Raw genomic sequence first — 18,176 nt, 5'->3', positions numbered from 1 at the left:
AGGCTGCGGCCGTCCCGTTTCATGAGCGCACTCCTCAATGACTATCGCTCAAGCATAGAACATTTGTCCGCTAAATTCCTGACTTATGAGTAATTCGGTCGATATCGAAGCCACGCTCGGCGACATCGCCGCCACCGTGCGGACGCTGCGCCAGCGCACCGGCGCCGGCAAGGTCGCCGCGGTGGGCTACTGCTTCGGCGGGCTGCTGACGTACCTGAGCGCAGCACGCGGGCTGGTCGACGCGGCGGTGCCGTACTACGGCGGCGGTATCCAGAACCGGCTGCAGGAAGCGGCGAATATCCGCGTGCCGGTGCAGTTCCACTACGGCGCGCTCGACGCGCACATCCCGCCCGCAGCGGTGCAAGGCGTGCGCGATGCGATGGCGGGCAAACCCGGCACCGAGATCCACGTCTACGACAATGCCGACCACGGCTTCAACTGCTGGGCTCGGGCCTCGTACCACCAGCCCAGTGCCGCGCTGGCACACGGGCGCGCGCTTGCATTCCTGGCGCAGACGCTGTAACAGCCCCGGGGCACCCATGCGCGCCTCGCCGCCTTGCCATGGCAAGGCGGCAGCCCTTATCCTCGGCGCTTGGCTTCAAAGACTTGCTGGCCCCTCAAACCATAACGACGGAGACCACCATGCAGTCAGAGCAGCAGCGCGCCCTGCGCAACACCATCCCCGATGCCATCGCGCGCGCGGTACGGCGCAGCCCGGCCAAGACCGCGATCCGCTTCGGCGAGCGCGCCTGGAGCTATCGCGAACTCGACCTCGCCGCCGCCCGCGTGGCTGGCGCGCTGGCACAATGGGGCCTGCGCCCCGGCGACCGCGTCGCAGCCTTCGGCAAGAACTCTGATGCGTACGTGCTGCTGTGGCTGGCCTGCCTGCGCAGCGGCCTGATCCATGTGCCGGTCAACTTTTCGATGACGCGGCCGGAAGTGGAATACCTGGTCACGCAATCTGGCGCCAGCGCGATCTTTGCCGACCCGGCACTGGCCGGGCGCATCGAGGGCCTGCCATGCCGCATCAGCGGCACGCTGCATGGTGGCGGCCCGGCGAGCGATATTCTGGCCGCGGCGGCCCACGGACCCGAGCTACCGGTGCCCGACAGCCTCGCCGACACCACGCCGGCGCAGATCCTGTACACGTCCGGCACGACTTCCGCACCCAAGGGCGCGGTGCTGACCCACCGCGCCCTGCTGGCCGAGTATGCCAGCACCATCGCCGCCTGCGATATCCGCGCCACGGACTATTCGCTGGCCGCGCTGCCGCTGTACCACTCGGCGCAGATGCACGTGTTCCTGATGCCGCTGCTGCTGTGCGGCGGCACCACGCTGATCGCCGACAGCCCCGAGGCGGGCTACTGCCTGCGCACCATCCACACGGAAGGCATCACCAGCTTCTTTGCCCCGCCCACGGTCTGGATCGCGCTGCTGCGCCATGCCGAGTTCGATCCCGCCAGGCTCGGCGCGCTGGTCAAGGCCTACTATGGGGCATCGATCATGCCGGTGCCGGTGCTGCTGGAGTTGCAGCAGAACCTGCCGGCGCTGCGCTTCTACAACTGCTACGGGCAAAGCGAAATCGGGCCGCTGGCGACAGTGCTGGGGCCCGACGAGCATGCGGCGCGTCCCGCGTCGGCAGGACGGCCTGTGCTGAATGTCGAGACGCGCATCGTCGACGAGACCATGGGGGACGTCCCCCCCGGCGAGCTCGGCGAGATCGTGCACCGCTCGCCGCAGCTGCTGACCGAGTACTGGGACAAGCCGGAACAGACCGCCGAAGCCTTTGCCGGCGGCTGGTTCCATTCCGGAGACCTTGGCTACATGGATGCCGAGGGCTACCTGTACGTGGTCGACCGGATCAAGGACGTGATCAATTCAGGCGGCGTGCTGGTATCGAGCCGGGAAGTGGAAGAGTGCCTGTACACGCATGGCGCGGTGGCTGAAGCGGCCGTGTTCGCGCTGCCTCATCCGAAGTGGGTCGAGGCAGTGGCCGCGTGCGTGGTGCGCAAGCGCGACCAGGAGGCCAGCGAAGACGCGCTGATCGCGCATGCGCGCCGGGCGCTTGCGCCGTTCAAGGTGCCCAAGCGCATCGTGTTCGTCGACGACCTGCCGCGCAATACGGCCGGCAAGCTGCTCAAGCGCCAGCTGCGCGAGGATTACGCGCAGTTGTTCAGCACCGAAGCCTAGCCGGCCGGGATCGACATCACATCGGCATCGGTCAGTACGGCACCGCGACGCCGTTCTCGACCTTGACGCGATCGCCGATACGCATGCGGTAAGCGTCGGACTGCGTCAGCGTCAGGTAGCCGTTGTCGCTGGTGCGCACGCGCACGCGGTAGGCCGGCGCGCTGGTGCCGGTGCGCTTCTCGACCTCGTTGCCGGCCACCGCGCCGACCACCGCGCCGCCGATGGTCGCTACCGTATTGCCGCGGCCGCCGCCAACCTGGTGGCCGAGCAAGCCGCCGACGATGCCCCCGACCACCGCGCCCGCGCCGCTGGTCGAAGGTGGCTGGCCGGCAACCACTTCGATGGCCTCTACCCAGCCGTAGCGCACGCCGTACGCCTGGTTGCCGTAGTTGTTGTTGCCATAGTTGCTGTTGTCGTAGCCGCCGTCCGGATATTGCTGCTGCGGATACCCTTGTTGCGGATAGCCTTGCTGCGGATACTGTTGCTGGGGGTAGCCCTGCTGCGGGTAGCCCTGTTGTGGATAGCCCTGCTGCGCCGGGTAGCCGCTGATGGTGGTGCCGCTGGTGCCGTAGCTTCCACCATAGCTGCCGCCATAGGCCGTATTGGTGCCGTAGCCGCTGCCATACCCCGCGCCATAGCCGTTGTCATAGCCATACGGCGTGGCACACCCGGCCAGCGCACCGGCGCCCAGCACCGCAAGCACAACCGAACGAAAGGGGATGGACATGGCTCGACTCCTGCGCACTGCGCGTATTGATGAATGCGCGCGAGTCTAGGGCCGCCCGCGGGCGGCGGGTGTCACCGGAGCTTTTGATTGGTAACTGCCTGTAACCGGATGCGCGGCGACCGGTTGGCGACCGGTTGGCGACAAGTTGGCGGGCTCAGCCGCGCTCGGCCCCGTCGTCGTTGAACTGTGTGATGCGCGCCACGCGGAAGGTATTGCGCAGCGATTCCAGCTCGGTCCGATGCAGCATCGCCAGCCGGTTCAGGCTGCGCTCGCCCTTGGCCAGCAGGTGTACCTGCACCACGCGCCGGTCCTCGGGATTGAGGCGGCGCTTGACCAGCCCGGCCGCCTCGCAGCGGTTGACCAGCGCCACCACGCCGTGCTGCTTGGCCTGCAGGCGTTCGGCCAGCTCTCCGATCGAGGCCCATTCCTTCTCGGCGCTGCCGCGGATATGCAGCAGCAGCAAGTACTGCTGCACGGTCAGCCCCTCCTCGCGCGCCGCATCCTCGGAAAACCGCAGGAAGCGCCGCAGCTGGTAGCGGAAGTCCGAGAGCGCCTCGAAGTCCGCCTTGGTGAGCGGCGCAGGGTTGCGGGAGGAGGCTGGCTTGCTGGGCATAGGGCTAGACGGAAGAACGCGACGAAAAGCGCGGAAAAACGGGAACGTGCCCGCCACCGGCGCAGTGCGGCCACGAGCGCTCGCAATTATAGGGCGGCGCCGGCATGTTGGACGCGCCACAGGCATGTGCCCCGGATGTGCCGGTGTGACGCCGGGCTATGGCAGAATCTGTGCGGTTGCAGACACCCTAACCCACCGGAAACCGCATCGATGTTTACGGAAATCGCCCTCTTCCTGCTGGATACCATCTTTACCCTGTTCGGCATGGCCCTGCTGCTGCGCGTCTGGATGCAGCTGACGCGGCTGCCGACACGCAACCCGGTCTCGCAGGGGGTGTTCCAGATCACCGACTGGCTGGTGCGGCCGCTGCGCCGGATCATTCCGGGCGTGGGCGGCATCGACTGGGCCACGGTGGTGGCGGCCTGGCTGACGGCGGTCGTGTTCCTGTTGCTGGTCGCGCTGCTCAGCAACGCCGACCTGCTGGCGTTCCTTCCGGCGGTGCTGCTGACCGCGTTGCTGTACGTGCTGAAGTGGGCGATCAGCCTGGTGATGTGGGTCACGCTGCTGATGGCGATCCTGTCGTGGGTCAACCCGCATTCGCCGATCACGCCCGCCATCGACCACCTGACCGCGCCGGTGCTGCGTCCGATCCAGCGCGTGGTGCCGCGCCTTGGCGGCTTCGATGTCTCGCCGCTGGTGCTGTTCGTGATCGCGCAGATCCTGCTGATGGTGATCGCCAGGCTGGGCGCGAGCGTCTTCAACATGCATTTTTGAGGCCCACGGGCCGCTGCGATGGCGCCGGTGCAGACTGGCGCATTGTCCAGATGCCTGGACAGTGTTTCGAGAATTGACGCTTTTTCTGCTTAGTGTGAAGTCCTACATTACAGGCGACGTGGCGCTGCAGCCACGAACCCTGCCAAGAAGGAAAACACTCCATGAAGACCCTCGCACCACGCCGCAGCCTGGCGCTTTCCCTGCTGTGCGCGGCCGGCCTGTCGTTTGCCGCCGTCGCCGCGCACGCCTCTGAGCCCGTTTCCGATATCGCACGGCTGGACGGCGGCATCGCCCACGCCGGCAAGGCCGACCCGTTCCTGGACGGCGCGCGCATCGGCCGCGCCGATCCGTACACCGACGGTGCCAAGCAAGGCAAGGTCGATCCGTTCACCGACGGCGCCGCCATCACCGACCGCCGCGACAGCTTCACCGAAGGCGCCTGAGTTCCTGTGCATTCCCTTGCCACGGCCTCGCGCCGTGGTAGCCCGCCGGCGTCCTCAACCCGCTGGCCGGACCTCTCCCTCTGCCAGGCCGCTTCCCTCCGCCTGCGCGTCGTCTTCGGGCCCAGCGCCCTCCCTCGCCCACTCGCCGGGCTCGATCCCTTCCAGGCCTGACTCGGGCCCCAGCTCCGACACCATCATCGATTCAATCGCTTCCATGAACACGCGCACCTTGCGCGGTTGCAGGCGCCGGTCCGGCAGCAGCGCGAACACGCGCAGCGGCGGCAGCGGGAAGTCCGGCAGCACCCGCACCAGTCGGCCCTGCGCGATCTCTGCCTCGCAGTAGTTCACCGACAGGCGCGCGATGCCGAGCCCCGCCAGCGCGCCCTGCAGGCGCAGTTCGGCGTTGAAGGTCTGCATGCGCGGACGGATCGGCACGGAGACGGTCTCGCCGTCGCGGGTGAATTCCCAGACCGTGTCACCCGGCGTGGTCAGCGTCGGCATGTTGGCCAGGTCTTCCGGGCGCAACTGCGCCGGCAGGCTGTCCGCCAGCGACGGCGCGGCGAACAGCCCGCGCTCGACGTGGTAGATGCGGCGGGCCACCGTGCCGGAGTCGGGCAGGTCGGCATCGACGATGACGAAAGCCACGTCAAACCCGTCGCGGATCGGGTCGACCAGTCCCTGCGTGATCTCCACCGCCACATCCAGCGCCGGATGCGCGGCGAGTGTGCGGCAGATCACCCCGCCCAACTGCTGGGCGCCGAATTCATAAGGCGTGGCGATACGCAGCACGCCCTGCACGCGCTCCTCGCGGGCCAGCGTCTCCTGCCGGATCTCGCGCAGCCGCGCGAACAGCGGCGCCACATCGCGATACACGGCCTTGCCGGCATCGGTGAGGCGCATGCGCCGCGTGGTGCGCTCCAGCAGCTTGGCGCCGATGGCGGTTTCCAGCCGCGCCACCGCGGCCGAGACGCGCGACTTGGGGCAATCGAGCTGCTCCGCCGCGGCCGTAAACGTTCCCTGCTCGACGACGCAGCAGAACGCTTCCCAGTCGTTCCATTGAATTGTTTGATTCACCGGACAATGTTTCCCTTACAGCCTGTAGTTCTCTGCGGCAGGCGACATTATGCTTGAGCGATGCAACAAACGCCTGTACCGGCTGCACCGGACGGCTCAGCCCCAGTGCTGGCAACGACAGTCCCGGCAGCCTCCGCCCCCGCCTCGATCCCCGCTTCGATCCCGACCTCCACCCCAGCACGCCCCCGCATGCAACTCGCCAGTCACCCCGAAATGGGTCACTGGCGTCTTTCATTGTTCGGCCTGACGCTCGGCCTGGTCACCGGCATCGACTTTTCTTCCACGCTGATGATGGGCGTGGCCAGCCAGCATATCCAGGGCGGCGTCGGCGCAGCGCCCGAAGACTACCTGTACGCGGTCTCCGCCTATGCCTCCACCGCGGTGCTGATGAACATGGTGCTAGACCAGGTCGCGCGCCGCATCACGTACAAGCGCTTTACGCTGGCGTCGCTGGTGGTGTTCATCCTGGGTTCGCTGATCTGCGCCGAGTTTGCCAGCCCCGCCGGACTGATCTCCGGCAAGGCGGTGCAGGGCCTGGGCGCCGGGGGCCTGTTCGCGGCCTCGCGCATCCTGGTGCAGCTGGTGTCGACGCCGGCCGAACGCGGCGCCCTGATGCTGCGCTTCGGCGGCGGCGCGTTCTCGATGCTGGCGATCGCGCCGTGGCTGACCAGCATTTTCCTCGACGATATCGGCTGGCGCGCGGTGTTCCTGTTCCAGGCCGGCATTGCCTTGCCGGTGCTGCTGTCGGTGGCGCTGACCTACCCGACGCGCGCGCCGCGCGACCCGCATCCGCCGGTGTCGACGCTGGACTGGCCCGCCGCGATCGCGGCGGCGGCGGGTGCGCTGGTGTTCCTGCATACGTTGCAGGAAATGCGCTACACGCGCTTCTTCAATTCCCTGGAAATGCCGCTGGCCGCGCTGTGCGGCCTGGCGCTGTTCGCCTTCGCCGGCTGGCGCCTGTACCGCCATCCCGACCCGTGGATCGACCTGTCGCGGCTGGCCGGGCGCCAGTATCTCTACGGCCTGGGCTTCTACACGCTGTATTACCTGATGTCGTCGGCATGGGCCTTCCTGCTGCCGTCGCTGACGCAGACCGGCCTGGGCCTGACCTTCCGCACCACCTGCATGCTGCTGGCAACCAGCGGCACGGTGGCGACCATCGCCGCCATCGTCATCACGCTAGGCATGGCGCTGGTGTTCCGCAAGCGGCGCGTGATCGCGCTTGGCTTTATCTTCTATGCCTGCGCAGCGATGCTGTTTTCGCACCAGCTGATGCCGGGCGCGCCCGACTATGCGCTGGTGCCGGTGGTGCTGCTGGAAGGGCTGACGCCGGTGCTGCTGATGGTGCAGGTGGCCTCGATGACTTACCTGGAGGTGCCGGTCGAGGATTTCTCGCACGCCTACCAGTTCAAGAACGTGTGCAAGCAGATTGCCTCGGCCGTGGGCACCGGCCTGGCCAGCGTGTTCATGCAGGACGGGCTGGCCGAGCACCGCACCCACCTGGTCGAACAGGTCACACGCTTCAACCCGGCGCTGCAGTCGCCGGATGCGCTGTCGGCCGCGGGGCTGGCCAAGATCTCGCTGGAAATCGACCGGCAGGCCACGCTGCTGGCCGGCATGGACATGCTGCATGGCTTTGCGGTGATCTGCGTGCTCGGCGCGGTGTTCGTGCTGGTGCAGCGCAGCTTCCGCTAGGACGCCCCTGGCGGGCCCGGCACTGGCGTTGCGCCGGCATTTCCTCTACCCTTTCGGCCTTTCCGTGCCAATCCGGCGACCCGCGCCGGTGCTACACCGATGGCCAGTTCCACCGACTCCCCACGCGACGCGCAGGCGCCCCAGAGCGCAGGCAGCGCCGCGCCCGAGAAGCCAAGCGACAGCTATGTGCAGTCCTTTGCACGCGGGCTGTCGGTCATCCGTGCCTTCAATGCCCAGCACCCGGCGCAGACGCTGACGGAGATCGCCCAGGCCAGCGGCCTCACGCGCGCGGGGGCGCGCCGCATCCTGCTGACGCTGGTGGGACTGGGCTATGTGCAGGCCGACGGGCGGCTGTTCCGGCTGACGCCCAAGATCCTCGACCTCGGCTTTGCCTACCTGACCTCGATGCCGTTCTGGAACCTGGCCGAGCCGATCATGGAGACGCTGTCGCAGCAGGTGCATGAAAGCTGCTCGATCTCCGTGCTGGACGGGACCGAGATCGTCTACGTGCTGCGCGTGCCGGCGCGCAAGATCATGACGATCAACCTGTCGATCGGCAGCCGGCTGCCGGCGTATTGCTCGTCGATGGGCCGCGTGCTGATGGCGGGGCTCAATGAAGCCGAGCTGGACAGCGTGCTGCGCGCCAGCGAGTTGCGTGCGCGCACCACCCGCACCGTGACCGACATCGATGCGCTGAAGACCATCGTCGCCGATATCCGCACGCGCGGCTGGGCACTCAACGACCAGGAGCTGGAAGAGGGACTGGTGTCGCTGGCGGCGCCGATCCGCAACCGCGCCGGCCAGACCATCGCCGCGATCAATATCAGCGGCCAGGCCAACCGCACCAGCGCGCAGGAAATGCTGGAGCGCTTCCTGCCGCCGCTGCTCGAAGCTTCGGAGAAGATCTCAGGGCTGGTCGGGCTGCGTACCTGAACGCCGCCCCCGCCACCCACACTGGCTGTGTCAGCCGGCCACCGGCAGCGCCACGCTGCCGAACTCTGCCGAACGCGTGCCGTCCAGCGGCCGGTTGCCGGCGCCGAAATACGCAAAGGCCACCGACAGCTTGACCGCGTTCGAGGCATTGCGCCCCGCCGCATGGAACAGCCGGCTGTCGAAAAACAGCACGTCGCCGCGGTGCAGCGCGAGCGGCCGCGCCGCCTGCAGCAGCGGCTGGCTGGCGGGGTGCGCCTCGATCAGGAATTCCGCGGGATCCAGCTGGCCCGGCTCCAGCGCCGCGCGATGCGATCCCGGTATGACGCGCAGCACGCCGTTGCTTTCGTCCTCGTCGCCCAGCGCCAGCCATACCGTCACCAGCTCGGGCTTGGCAAACGACCAATAGCGCGTGTCGCGGTGCCAGCCGGTCTGGCTGCCGTAGTGCGGGTGCTTGGTCATCACGCAGTTGTGGTGCGCCAACGTCAGGCACGCGGGTTCGCCCAGCAGCGCCTGCACCACCGACACCAGCTTCGGGTCGGTAGCCCAGGCGCGGAACACCTCGTCGCGGCCGTAGGCCTGGCGCAGCCGCCTGACGGTGCCGCCGCCGGCGGCGTCGCGCGCGGCCGGGGCGCCGGGATAGCCCAGGTCGGCCTCGAACTCCACCGGTGGCACCGCCGCCGCCAGGTGCCTGCGCGCCACCGCTTCCAGCGCGGCGCAGTCTGCCTCGTTGCCGAAGCCGCGCAGGATCACGAAGCCGCTGGCATGGAAGGCCTGCGCCAGGCGCAGCAGCGCGTCGGAATCGGCGGCGTCTGGGGTCAGCACGGCGGCGGCAGGGAGGTCGGCAGGCAGGTCGGCAGAGGGGTCCAGCGAGGCAGTCATTGCAGCGGGCAGCGGAAGGAGAAAGAAACGCGGGTGGGCCGTCGGTGGCCCGACAGGCTCATGATGCCAGAACCGGCGCGATCTGGCGCAGCCGCTGCGCCATTGAGGTGCACCGCCGCCGGCCGGTGGTGTCTCCGTTCGGAAACAGACGGTGCCGCGTGCCGCGCACGCCGCTACAATGCGCTGGACTGCGTTCCCATTCTTGCCGCGGATCCGTAGCCGCCAATCCGGCTTCCTTCCACTCCTTTGCGCCGAGGTCCAACGTGACTGCCCGCCCACGCATCGTCGCTTCGCTGGCCGAGGCCCAGGCCCAGCTGGGCCGCATCGTCCTTGGCAAGCCGCAGCAAGTGCGGCTGGCGCTGGCCTGCATGCTGGCGGGAGGCCACCTGCTGCTGGAAGACGTGCCCGGCGTGGGCAAGACCACGCTGGCGCATGCGCTGGCGCGTACGCTCGGGCTGCAGTACCAGCGCGTGCAGTTCACCAGCGACCTGCTGCCGGCGGACCTGATCGGCGTCTCGGTGTTCGTGCGCGATGCGGGCGAATTCCGCTTCCACCGCGGCCCGGTGTTCGCGCAAGTGGTGCTGGCCGACGAGATCAACCGTGCGCCGCCCAAGACCCAGAGCGCGCTGCTCGAAGCCATGGCCGAGCGGCAGGTGACGCATGACGGCACCACGCACGCGCTGCCGGCACCATTTTTCGTGATCGCCACGCAGAATCCGCTGGAGCAGCTGGGCACTCATGCGCTGCCTGAATCGCAGCTCGACCGCTTCACCATGCGCGTGTCGCTGGGCTATCCCGATCCCGCCTTCGAGCGCGTGCTGTACCTCGGCGGCGCCAGCGCGGCCGAAGCGACGCCGGTGATGGATGCCGCGCAGGTGCTGGCCCTGCAGCAGGCGGCCGCGCAGGTGTACGCGAGCCCCGCGCTGGTCGACTATGTGCTGGCGCTGGTGCAGGCCACGCGCCAGCACGGCGGCTTTGCCGCAGGACTGTCGCCGCGCGCCGGGCTGTCGCTGCTGGCCTGCGCCCGTGCCTGGGCCCTGCTGGCGCAGCGCGAGCTGGTGCTGCCTGAAGATGTACAGGCGGTCTTTGCCGCGGTGGCCGCGCACCGGCTGCTGCCGGCGGGCGGAATCGGGCCCACGGCGGTGCACGGCGAGCTGGCGGCACTGCTTGCCGGCGTGGCCATCCCCTGACGCCCATGGCGAGCGATCCGCTGGCTGCGTCGCAGAACAACGGCGGCGCCGCCGCACACCGGCGCCTGCCCAGGCCTGGGCTGTTCGCGTCCGCCAGCCTCTTGCGCCATCGCCTTGCCGCGCGCCGGCCGTCCGGCGGCACCGTGCGGCTGGACCGGCGCCATCTCTATATCCTTCCCGCGCGGGGCGGCATCGGCTTTGCCGTGCTGCTCGGCGCGATGCTGCTGACCTCGCTGAACTACAACATCAGCCTGGGTTTCGCGCTGACCTTCCTGCTGGCCGGCATCGGCATGTCGTGCATGTGGCTGGCGTACCGCAACCTGCTTGAACTGGCAGTAAGCGCGGGCCCGGTGGCGCCGGTGCATGCCGGGCAGCTCGCGGCGTTTGCGCTGCGCGTCGACAACGCCGACGCCGGCGCGCGCATCGGCGTCGAGGCGCGCGTGCCGGCGCTGCCCGAAGTGTTGCCCGCCACGCTGACACTCGACGGGTACGCCAGCGGCACGCTTGCCCTGCACGTGCCAGCGCCGCGGCGCGGACGGCTGGTGCTGCCGCGCGTGGTGATCAGCAGCCGCTTCCCGTTCGGGCTGTTCCGCGTCTGGAGCCATGCGGACCTGCCGCTGTCGACGCTGGTCTATCCGGCGCCGGAAGCCAATGCACCGCCTCCGCCGGCCGCGTATCGCCCCGGCGCGGACGACGCGGGACATGCCGCGTCCACCGTTCCGAGCGACGACGGCATCGACCAGTTGCGGCGCTACCGCAGCGGCGACCCGCTGCGCCGGATCGCGTGGAAGCACAGCGCGCGCACCGGCCGGTGGCTCAGCCGCAGCGGCGATCCGCCGCAGCGCCCGGCGCGCTGGCTCGACTGGCAGGCGATGCCGGCGGGCATGGACGCCGAAGCGCGGCTATCGCGGCTGTGCGCCTGGCTGCTGGCCGCGCCGGACGACGCGGAAATCGGCCTGCGCCTGCCGGGTCTTGAACTGCCGCCCGCATGTGGAGCGAGCCATCGGCGCGCCTGCCTGGAAGCGCTGGCGCTGTGGCCGCAGCATCCGGCCCGGCCCGGAGCCCGCCCATGAACGCCGTGGCACGGCCGCTGCGGCATGAAGACCACGGCATGCTGCTCGGCCAGCTGGCGCTGGTGCTGGCGCCGCAGGCGCGCACGCTGCCGGTGTCGGTCAGCCTGTTGCTGTTGCTGCTGCTGGGCTGGCGCTGGCTGCTGTGGCGCCGGCGCGCGCCACTGCCGTCGCGCTGGATGCTCGGCACGACAGCGCTGCTGGTATTGATGGTGGCCAGTGCACTGGCGTGGCAGGCCGGCGACGGGGTTGGGCGCGAGCTGGCGGTGGCGCTGCTGGGTGCGTTCGTCATCCTCAAGCTGCTGGAGTGCCGCGCGCTGGCCGATGCCACGCTGGTCACGCAGTTGTCCTTCTACCTGCTGCTGACGCTGTACCTGTCGGACCAGCCCTTCTGGCTGGCGCTGTACGGCCTGGCGATCGGCGCCTGGGTGTTGCGCAACTGGCTGCTGCTGCACCACCCGGAGGCGCGCAGCCGGCTGGCGATCTGGCCGATGCTGGGCCGCATGGCGCTGCTCGGCCTGCCGTGGGCGGTGGCCATGTTCGTGCTGTTCCCGCGGCTGGAGCATCCGCTGTGGCAACTGCCCCAATCCGCGCCCACCGGTACCACCGGCCTCAGCGATACGATGCGGCCCGGCAGCGTCGGCCAGCTGATCCGCTCACCGGCGCTGGCGCTGCGCGCCGAGGTCGCCGGCCCGCCGCTGCCCGCCGCGGCGCTGTACTGGCGCGCGCTGGTGCTGTGGGAGTACGACGGCACCACCTGGCGTCCCGCACGCCAGCGCCTGCACGCACTGGCGCCTGCGCCGGCTGCTGTCTCGGACAGACACGGAATCGATTACAACATCACGCTGGAGCCCAGTTCTCAGCACTGGCTGCTGGTGCTGGACCGCGGGCAGGCCCTGTCGCCGTCCGCCGACGCCGCCATCACGCCAGACGGCGAGTTCATGTCGCGCCGGCCGGTGGACCAGCGCATCCGCTACCAGGCGCGATCGACGCTCGCCCCGGCACCGGAGGCACTGGATGCCGCCACGCGCCGGCTGGCGCTGGCCCTGCCCGCTGGCAATCCGCGTGCCCGCAGACTGGCGTCCACATGGGCCGCACAGCACGCCGATCCCGCCGCACGCGTGCAGGCGGCACTGCGCCTGTTTGCCGCCGCCCCGTTTGCCTACACGCTCAGCCCGCCACCGCTCGGCGCGGAGCAGGTCGACAGTTTTGTGTTCGACACCCGGCGCGGCTTCTGCGAGCATTACGCCAGCAGCTTCGTCTTCCTGATGCGCGCCGCCGGCGTGCCGGCACGGGTCATCACCGGCTACCAGGGCGGCGAATACAACCCCGTCGGCGGCCACTACGTCGTGCGCCAGTCCGACGCCCACGCCTGGGCCGAAGTCTGGCTGGAAGGCCGCGGCTGGGTGCGCGTGGATCCGACCAGCGCAGTTGCGCCCAGCAGGATCGAGCAAGGCCTGGACGCCGCTCTTGGCGCCGAGACCGCGAGCTGGCGCCCGGCCCACCGGCCTGGCTGGCTGCAGGACATCCGCTGGGCCTACGAGGGCATGGTCTACCACTGGCAGCGCTGGGTCCTGCAGTATGACCACGCGCAACAGGCGCGCCTGCTGGCCACGCTCGGCACCGGCGCCAGTGCCGGGCAGATGCTGGCCGGCGCGCTGGGGATCCTGTGCCTGCTCGCGCTGGTGCCGCTGTGGCGCCGCCGGGAGCAGGCTGATCCGCTTGACGCTGCCTACGGCCGCTTCTGCGAACTGCTGGCCCGGCACGGCTGCGTGCGCACGCCGGCCGAAGGCCCGCAAGATTTCGCCGCACGCGCCAGCGCCCGACTGCCGCAAGCGGCCGCGCCCATCGCGGTGGTTGCCGCGGCCTACATCGGGCAACGCTATGGCAATGCCGATCCGGCGCGTGCGCGGCAGGCGGCGGAGCGCATGCGAGCAGCCACGCGAGAAATCGCCGGCCTGCTGCGCAGGCAAAAATTCTCACCCACCTGATATAAAGCCGCTGATGATCGCCGGCCTGCTGCTGATGGCGGCGGCCGCATGGTGGTTCTCTCGCATGCAGCCCGGCGCGGGGCCGCCCGCGCTGGCGTGGGGCCTGGTTGGCAAGGGGCTGTTCGGCATGCTGGTGATCATCCCGATCGCGGGGCTGACCTTCCGTGCTCTCAGCGGCGACGCGTTCGCGCACGGCTCCCGCAGCAAGAACCTGAGGCGGCAAATCGCAAGTTCGTTTGCCTCGGCGCTGGGCGCGGTGCTTCTGCAGAACCGCCAGTTGCGGTCCAATGCTGCATGCGCTGGGCCAGCGTCCCGCCGAGGCGCAGCAATGGATGGCGTCGATGCAGGCGGCGCTGGCCGCGCGCGGCTTCGACATCGCACAGGTACACCAGGGTGCGCTGGTGCAGCTCGCAGCGATGGTCGAGCAACAGGCCAGGCTGGTTGCCTGCGAGGATATCTACCGGTTGATTGCGGTGCTCGCGCTTGGCGCAGCGGCGTTCCTGCTGGCGCAGCGGCATCTGGCCTGAACCGCGCGCATCTTCCCGCCGTCAGTGGCGGAACGCTGGATTGACTGCAGTGCGAAGAATCGGGGAGGTGCGGAGTCGCCGCGCAAGTGAATGATGGCGCGGACGGGTCGCAGTGCCGGCAGACGCGGCACCGGCGAAATACCTGCTCAGAACAGCGACAGCTGGCGCATGCCGAAACCGATGGTTTCTTCGACGCGCGCGCGTGCGTGGGCCAGCGACCCTTCTGCGCCAGAGTAATTGCCGGCGGCCCAGTGGTAGACCACGGGAACTTCGCCGCGCTCGGACAGGCGCACTTCGCCAAGCTTGTCGCCGCGTTCATTGCGGTAGAAATGCGAGCGGTAGCCGCGCTCCCAATGCGGGGCAACTACTTTCTTGCGCCGCCGGGGCTTCGGCGCGGAGCCGGCCGCCGACGTCGTTGACGTCAGTCGCCGCGCTCTATCGGTACCCGGCGTTGTGGCGCGGGTGAAATCCAACTGCATAGACTTCCTTTTTGTCGATTCAGCAGAACCAGGGCCGGCGGGGCTACCGCCGCATGCTTCGTGCATCGCAGTCGAGATAATACCTGTTGGCGCGCCTTCTGTAAGTAATTGGTTGTGTGGAATCCCGCTTCCCATAAGGCTTAGCGGGCCGTATACCGGTCTGGTATACGGCCCGCGTAACGGCCCGGTAAACGGCAAAGCCTTGTCAGTTAACGATTGGCGGACAGCGATTGGCGGACAGCGCCGCATCGATCAGTCATTAACCGATATCGAGCGGAATGAAGATGCGGGCATCGTCGCGTTGCACCAGCAGCGCCACCTGCTTGCCGGACTTTGCCACCAGCGATTTCAGTTGCTCGGCCGAAGTAATCGGCGTGCCGTTAAGCGACAGGATCACGTCGCCCGGCTGGATGCCCACCCGCGCCGCGGGGCCGGTCACGTCTTCGACCACCAGGCCGCCTTCGATGCCGGTGGCGCGCTTTTCCCCGGGCGACAGCGGGCGCACCGCCAGCCCGAGCCGGCCGCTGGCCTCATTGGCACCACCCTTCTGCGCCACCGCCTGGTCCTTGGCCGTGCCGATTTTCACCGACAAAGTCATCGGCTCCCCCTTGCGGATGATCTTCAGCGAGCTTTGCGTGCCGGGCTTGAGGTCGGCCACATGTTCGGGCAGGTCGCCCGAATGGTCGATCACGTCGTTGTCCAGCTGCACGATCACGTCGCCCGGCTTGAGGCCCGCACGCGCTGCGGGGCTGTCCGGCTCGACCGAGTTGACCAGCGCCCCGGTCGGCTTGGGCAATCCGAACGATTGCGCCAGCGCCTGGTTGACTTCCTGCACGCTGATGCCGAGTCGGCCGCGCGTGACCTTGCCGGTCGCCACGAGCTGTTGCTGGACCTTGGTGGCCACGTCGATCGGGATTGCGAATGACAACCCCTGGTAGCCGCCGGTCTGGCTGTAGATCTGTGCGTTGATGCCGATCACCTCGCCACGCTGGTTGAACAGCGGGCCCCCCGAGTTGCCCGGGTTGACGGCCACGTCGGTCTGGATGAACGGCACGTAGGTATCGTCAGGCAGCGAGCGCGACTTGGCGCTGACGATACCGGCAGTCACGGTGTTCTCGAACCCGTACGGCGAACCGATGGCCAGCACCGGCTCGCCGACGCGCACCTGCGAAGGGTCGCCCATGCGAACCGTCGGCAGGTTCCTGGCATCGATGCGGATCACCGCCACATCGGTCTGCGGATCGGTGCCCAGTACCCTGGCCTTGAACTCGCGACGGTCAGTAAGCTTGACGGTTACCTCTTGCGCACCGTCGACGACGTGCGCATTGGTCAGGATCAGGCCGTCAGGACTGACGATAAAGCCCGAGCCCAGGCCGCGCACCAGTTGCTGTTGGCCACCTTGCGGGCCCTGGAACTGAGGGCCGAAACGCTTGAAGAACTGGAACAGCGGATCGTCCGGATCGATCCCCGGCGGCATCTGCGCCGCGGTGCGTTGGGCGCGCGCGGTCACGCTGATATTGACCACGGCGGGCCCGTTTTGCGCAACGATGCCGGAGAAGTCCGCCGGCGTGGCCACCGCCGCGGCCGGCTGCGCGGCTGCGACAGGCGCGGGCGTGGAAGCGGCGTATCCGGGCGTGACGACTTCCTTCTGCAGATAGGCATACCCGCCGCCCAGGGCGGCGAGGGCCGCAATCCCAACGGCCGTGCGAGCAATGGTCTGGCGAATCATCTCAGGGTCCTTTCGTAGAAGTGGCGTCGGCACTTTGCGACGCGACGGGATCATGCTAGCGACCGAGACTTAAAACAGGCTTAAGGTTACGGGTGCCGCAACCATCTCTTTCGTCATGGCATCAAATTTATATTGCGCACAATCTAATTGTGTCTAATATATCGGCATGGAACGCGACAACGACCACATTCCGAATTGGCTGCTGCTCGATCGGCAACTATGCTTTGCCCTGTATTCGACATCGCTGGCGATGACCAAGCTGTACAAGCCTATGCTTGGTGAGCTTGGACTCACTTATCCGCAATATCTGGTGATGTTGGTATTGTGGGAAGTCGAGACGCTGACGGTATCGGAGCTAGGGGCTCGCCTTGCGCTGGATTCCGGGACGTTGACGCCGCTGTTGAAGCGCTTGGAAGCCAGCGGCCTGATCACCCGCAATCGCGATACCGGCGACGAGCGCCGGGTGCTGGTGCGCCTGACTGACGCCGGGCGGGGGCTGCGCAACGCAGCCGAACGCATTCCTGAGCAGATGTTGTGCGCCACGCAGTGCCCGATCGAAGAAATCCAGGCATTGACGCAGCGCCTGCATGCATTGCGGTCCACGCTGGAAGCAGCGCGTACCGATTTCCCACTGCCGCATGACGGCAAGCCTTGATACGCCCCTGCGGGCAACCAAACCGGAGCCTTAGATGAAACTCGAAAAAGTCGTTTATACCGCCAATGCCAAAGCCACCGGTGGCCGCGATGGCCGGGCCACTACCTCCGATGGCCAACTGGACGTCAAGCTGGCAGTCCCCAAGGAAATGGGTGGCGCCGGCAATGGCCTGAATCCGGAACAGCTGTTCGCCGCGGGCTATTCGGCCTGCTTCCTGGGCGCGATCCGGTATGCGGCGGGCCAGCAAAAGATCAATGTGCCGGCGGAAGCTTCGATCGAAGGTGCTGTCGGCATCGGGCCGATTCCCCAGGGTTTCGGCATCCAGGTCGAATTGAAGATTTCGCTGCCGGGGTTCGAACGCGAGGCCGCGGAGAAGCTCGTGGAACAGGCTCACCAGGTTTGCCCGTATTCGAATGCCACCCGTGGCAATATCGACGTGACGCTGACGGTAGTCTGAGCGGCGCCTCAGGCAAAACGGCCAGGATTGCTTTGCGGTCCTGGCCGTTTTACTTCGCGCTCTCATATTGCGCGCAAAATGCACGCTTCTGCGCCGAACTCATTCGCTTTATCTCGATTTCCGCCTTCAGCGCCTCCGATTTGGTTTCAAAGCGGAGCTGGGCCATGACACGGATCGGCTTGCGCGAGCGGGTATATTTGGCGCCTTTTCCCGACAGATGCTGGGCGAACCGGCGGGCAACATCGGTCGTGATCCCGGTGTAGATGGAATTACCGGTACATTCGAGCAGGTAGAGATACCAGGCGCCGTCGGCTGACATGAAGAGGAAGGTGCTAGTCCAACCGTGATGGTATTACGTCGATGCGAGGCGAAAAAGGCCGAGCATTTAATCGGAAGCGCCAAAGCAAAAACCCCTCGCAGCACACGCTGTCGAGGGGTTTTGCACAATAAGAGCCTGGCGATGACCTACTTTCACACGGGTATCCGCACTATCATCGGCGCGGAGTTGTTTCACGGTCCTGTTCGGGATGGGAAGGGGTGGTTCCAACTCGCTATGGTCACCAGGCATGAGGGGTTGTGGCGCTGGGGTTGAAGCCAGCGTCACGAATAGGGATGTAGTCTTGGTTGTGCGTATCTGGCACAAGGCGATCGACTCACCAGGTGAAACACACTGGTTATAGGATCAAGCCTTACGGGCAATTAGTACTGGTTAGCTTAACGCATTACTGCGCTTCCACACCCAGCCTATCA

Annotated in this window: 17 protein-coding genes, 2 rRNA genes and 2 pseudogenes; 12 read left to right on the top strand and 9 right to left on the bottom strand. The window is 67.6% G+C overall.

What is annotated here, in order from left to right; translation table 11 throughout:
- Positions 1 to 97 precede the first annotated feature (97 nt).
- Together K309_RS37940 and K309_RS0130335 are read left to right on the top strand one after the other, a co-directional pair.
- A pseudogene (locus tag K309_RS37940) lies at positions 98 to 523 on the top strand (dienelactone hydrolase family protein); the annotation flags it as partial.
- Between the two features lie 119 nt (positions 524 to 642).
- Positions 643 to 2,190 carry an acyl-CoA synthetase gene (locus K309_RS0130335; protein ID WP_029049837.1) on the top strand — a complete coding sequence of 516 codons (1,548 nt, stop codon included), beginning with the start codon at positions 643 to 645 and terminating at the stop codon, positions 2,188 to 2,190.
- 31 nt (positions 2,191 to 2,221) lie between these two features.
- Here K309_RS0130335 and K309_RS0130330 read toward each other — a convergent pair whose 3' ends face one another.
- Both K309_RS0130330 and K309_RS0130325 read right to left on the bottom strand, forming a co-directional pair.
- On the bottom strand, positions 2,222 to 2,917 hold the full coding sequence (locus K309_RS0130330; protein WP_029049836.1) for a glycine zipper 2TM domain-containing protein: 696 nt from the start codon (positions 2,915 to 2,917) through the stop codon (positions 2,222 to 2,224).
- Between the two features lie 154 nt (positions 2,918 to 3,071).
- On the bottom strand, positions 3,072 to 3,530 hold the full coding sequence (locus K309_RS0130325; protein ID WP_029049835.1) for a MarR family winged helix-turn-helix transcriptional regulator: 459 nt from the start codon (positions 3,528 to 3,530) through the stop codon (positions 3,072 to 3,074).
- Positions 3,531 to 3,740: 210 nt separating this feature from the next.
- Between K309_RS0130325 and K309_RS0130320 the strand changes: the two genes are divergently transcribed.
- Positions 3,741 to 4,304: a YggT family protein gene (locus tag K309_RS0130320; RefSeq protein ID WP_029049834.1), complete on the top strand. Its 564-nt coding sequence runs from the start codon at positions 3,741 to 3,743 to the stop codon at positions 4,302 to 4,304.
- Between the two features lie 161 nt (positions 4,305 to 4,465).
- Positions 4,466 to 4,747, top strand: a complete 282-nt coding sequence (locus tag K309_RS0130315) for a hypothetical protein (protein ID WP_029049833.1) — start codon at positions 4,466 to 4,468, stop codon at positions 4,745 to 4,747.
- Positions 4,748 to 4,801: 54 nt separating this feature from the next.
- Here K309_RS0130315 and K309_RS0130310 read toward each other — a convergent pair whose 3' ends face one another.
- Positions 4,802 to 5,821, bottom strand: a complete 1,020-nt coding sequence (locus tag K309_RS0130310; RefSeq protein WP_029049832.1) for a LysR family transcriptional regulator — start codon at positions 5,819 to 5,821, stop codon at positions 4,802 to 4,804.
- Positions 5,822 to 5,881: 60 nt separating this feature from the next.
- Between K309_RS0130310 and K309_RS0130305 the strand changes: the two genes are divergently transcribed.
- Positions 5,882 to 7,516 (top strand): MFS transporter, encoded by a 1,635-nt coding sequence (locus K309_RS0130305; RefSeq protein ID WP_035878609.1) that lies wholly within the window; start codon positions 5,882 to 5,884, stop codon positions 7,514 to 7,516.
- 99 nt (positions 7,517 to 7,615) lie between these two features.
- A complete protein-coding gene (locus K309_RS0130300) occupies positions 7,616 to 8,449 on the top strand; it encodes an IclR family transcriptional regulator (protein WP_029049830.1) in 834 nt (277 codons plus the stop codon).
- Between the two features lie 30 nt (positions 8,450 to 8,479).
- On the opposite strand, the gene K309_RS0130295 is transcribed toward K309_RS0130300, so the two are convergent.
- Complete coding sequence (locus K309_RS0130295) at positions 8,480 to 9,328, bottom strand: phytanoyl-CoA dioxygenase family protein (protein ID WP_029049829.1); 849 nt, start codon at positions 9,326 to 9,328, stop codon at positions 8,480 to 8,482.
- 263 nt (positions 9,329 to 9,591) lie between these two features.
- Between K309_RS0130295 and K309_RS0130290 the strand changes: the two genes are divergently transcribed.
- The 4 genes and pseudogenes from K309_RS0130290 to K309_RS40675 form a co-directional block, all read left to right on the top strand.
- Entirely contained in the window at positions 9,592 to 10,518 is a 927-nt protein-coding gene (locus K309_RS0130290) for an AAA family ATPase (protein WP_029049828.1), read from the top strand.
- A 5-nt stretch (positions 10,519 to 10,523) separates the two neighbouring features.
- Positions 10,524 to 11,591: a DUF58 domain-containing protein gene (locus tag K309_RS0130285; RefSeq protein WP_084402614.1), complete on the top strand. Its 1,068-nt coding sequence runs from the start codon at positions 10,524 to 10,526 to the stop codon at positions 11,589 to 11,591.
- Positions 11,588 to 13,579, top strand: a complete 1,992-nt coding sequence (locus K309_RS0130280) for a transglutaminase TgpA family protein (RefSeq protein WP_029049826.1) — start codon at positions 11,588 to 11,590, stop codon at positions 13,577 to 13,579. The genes K309_RS0130285 and K309_RS0130280 overlap by 4 nt, the downstream gene beginning before the upstream one ends.
- A 4-nt stretch (positions 13,580 to 13,583) precedes the next feature.
- A pseudogene (locus K309_RS40675) lies at positions 13,584 to 14,106 on the top strand (MFS transporter); the annotation flags it as partial.
- Between the two features lie 146 nt (positions 14,107 to 14,252).
- On the opposite strand, the gene K309_RS0130265 reads toward K309_RS40675, so the two are convergent.
- Positions 14,253 to 14,585, bottom strand: a complete 333-nt coding sequence (locus K309_RS0130265; protein ID WP_029049823.1) for a hypothetical protein — start codon at positions 14,583 to 14,585, stop codon at positions 14,253 to 14,255.
- A gap of 259 nt (positions 14,586 to 14,844) precedes the next feature.
- Positions 14,845 to 16,314: a DegQ family serine endoprotease gene (locus K309_RS0130260; protein ID WP_029049822.1), complete on the bottom strand. Its 1,470-nt coding sequence runs from the start codon at positions 16,312 to 16,314 to the stop codon at positions 14,845 to 14,847.
- Positions 16,315 to 16,480: 166 nt separating this feature from the next.
- On the opposite strand from K309_RS0130260, the gene K309_RS0130255 reads away from it, so the two are divergent.
- Together K309_RS0130255 and K309_RS0130250 are read left to right on the top strand one after the other, a co-directional pair.
- Positions 16,481 to 16,969, top strand: coding sequence for a MarR family winged helix-turn-helix transcriptional regulator (locus tag K309_RS0130255; protein WP_029049821.1), 489 nt, complete (start codon positions 16,481 to 16,483; stop codon positions 16,967 to 16,969).
- Positions 16,970 to 17,003: 34 nt separating this feature from the next.
- The gene (locus K309_RS0130250) at positions 17,004 to 17,426 is read left to right on the top strand and encodes an organic hydroperoxide resistance protein (RefSeq protein ID WP_029049820.1); all 423 of its coding nucleotides are present in this window, start codon (positions 17,004 to 17,006) and stop codon (positions 17,424 to 17,426) included.
- A 49-nt stretch (positions 17,427 to 17,475) separates the two neighbouring features.
- Here the strand turns inward: K309_RS0130250 and K309_RS0130245 are convergent, their stop codons facing one another.
- The 3 genes from K309_RS0130245 to K309_RS0130235 all read right to left on the bottom strand — a co-directional run.
- Positions 17,476 to 17,745 (bottom strand): GIY-YIG nuclease family protein, encoded by a 270-nt coding sequence (locus tag K309_RS0130245; protein WP_029049819.1) that lies wholly within the window; start codon positions 17,743 to 17,745, stop codon positions 17,476 to 17,478.
- Positions 17,746 to 17,878: 133 nt separating this feature from the next.
- Positions 17,879 to 17,991: ribosomal RNA gene (gene rrf, locus K309_RS0130240) — 5S ribosomal RNA — on the bottom strand.
- 113 nt (positions 17,992 to 18,104) lie between these two features.
- Positions 18,105 to 18,176 (bottom strand): 23S ribosomal RNA (locus K309_RS0130235); the annotation flags it as partial.

Source organism: Cupriavidus phytohabitans, assembly GCF_000426345.1.
Lineage (GTDB): Bacteria > Pseudomonadota > Gammaproteobacteria > Burkholderiales > Burkholderiaceae > Cupriavidus.
This window is presented reverse-complemented; position numbering and strand designations above follow the sequence as displayed.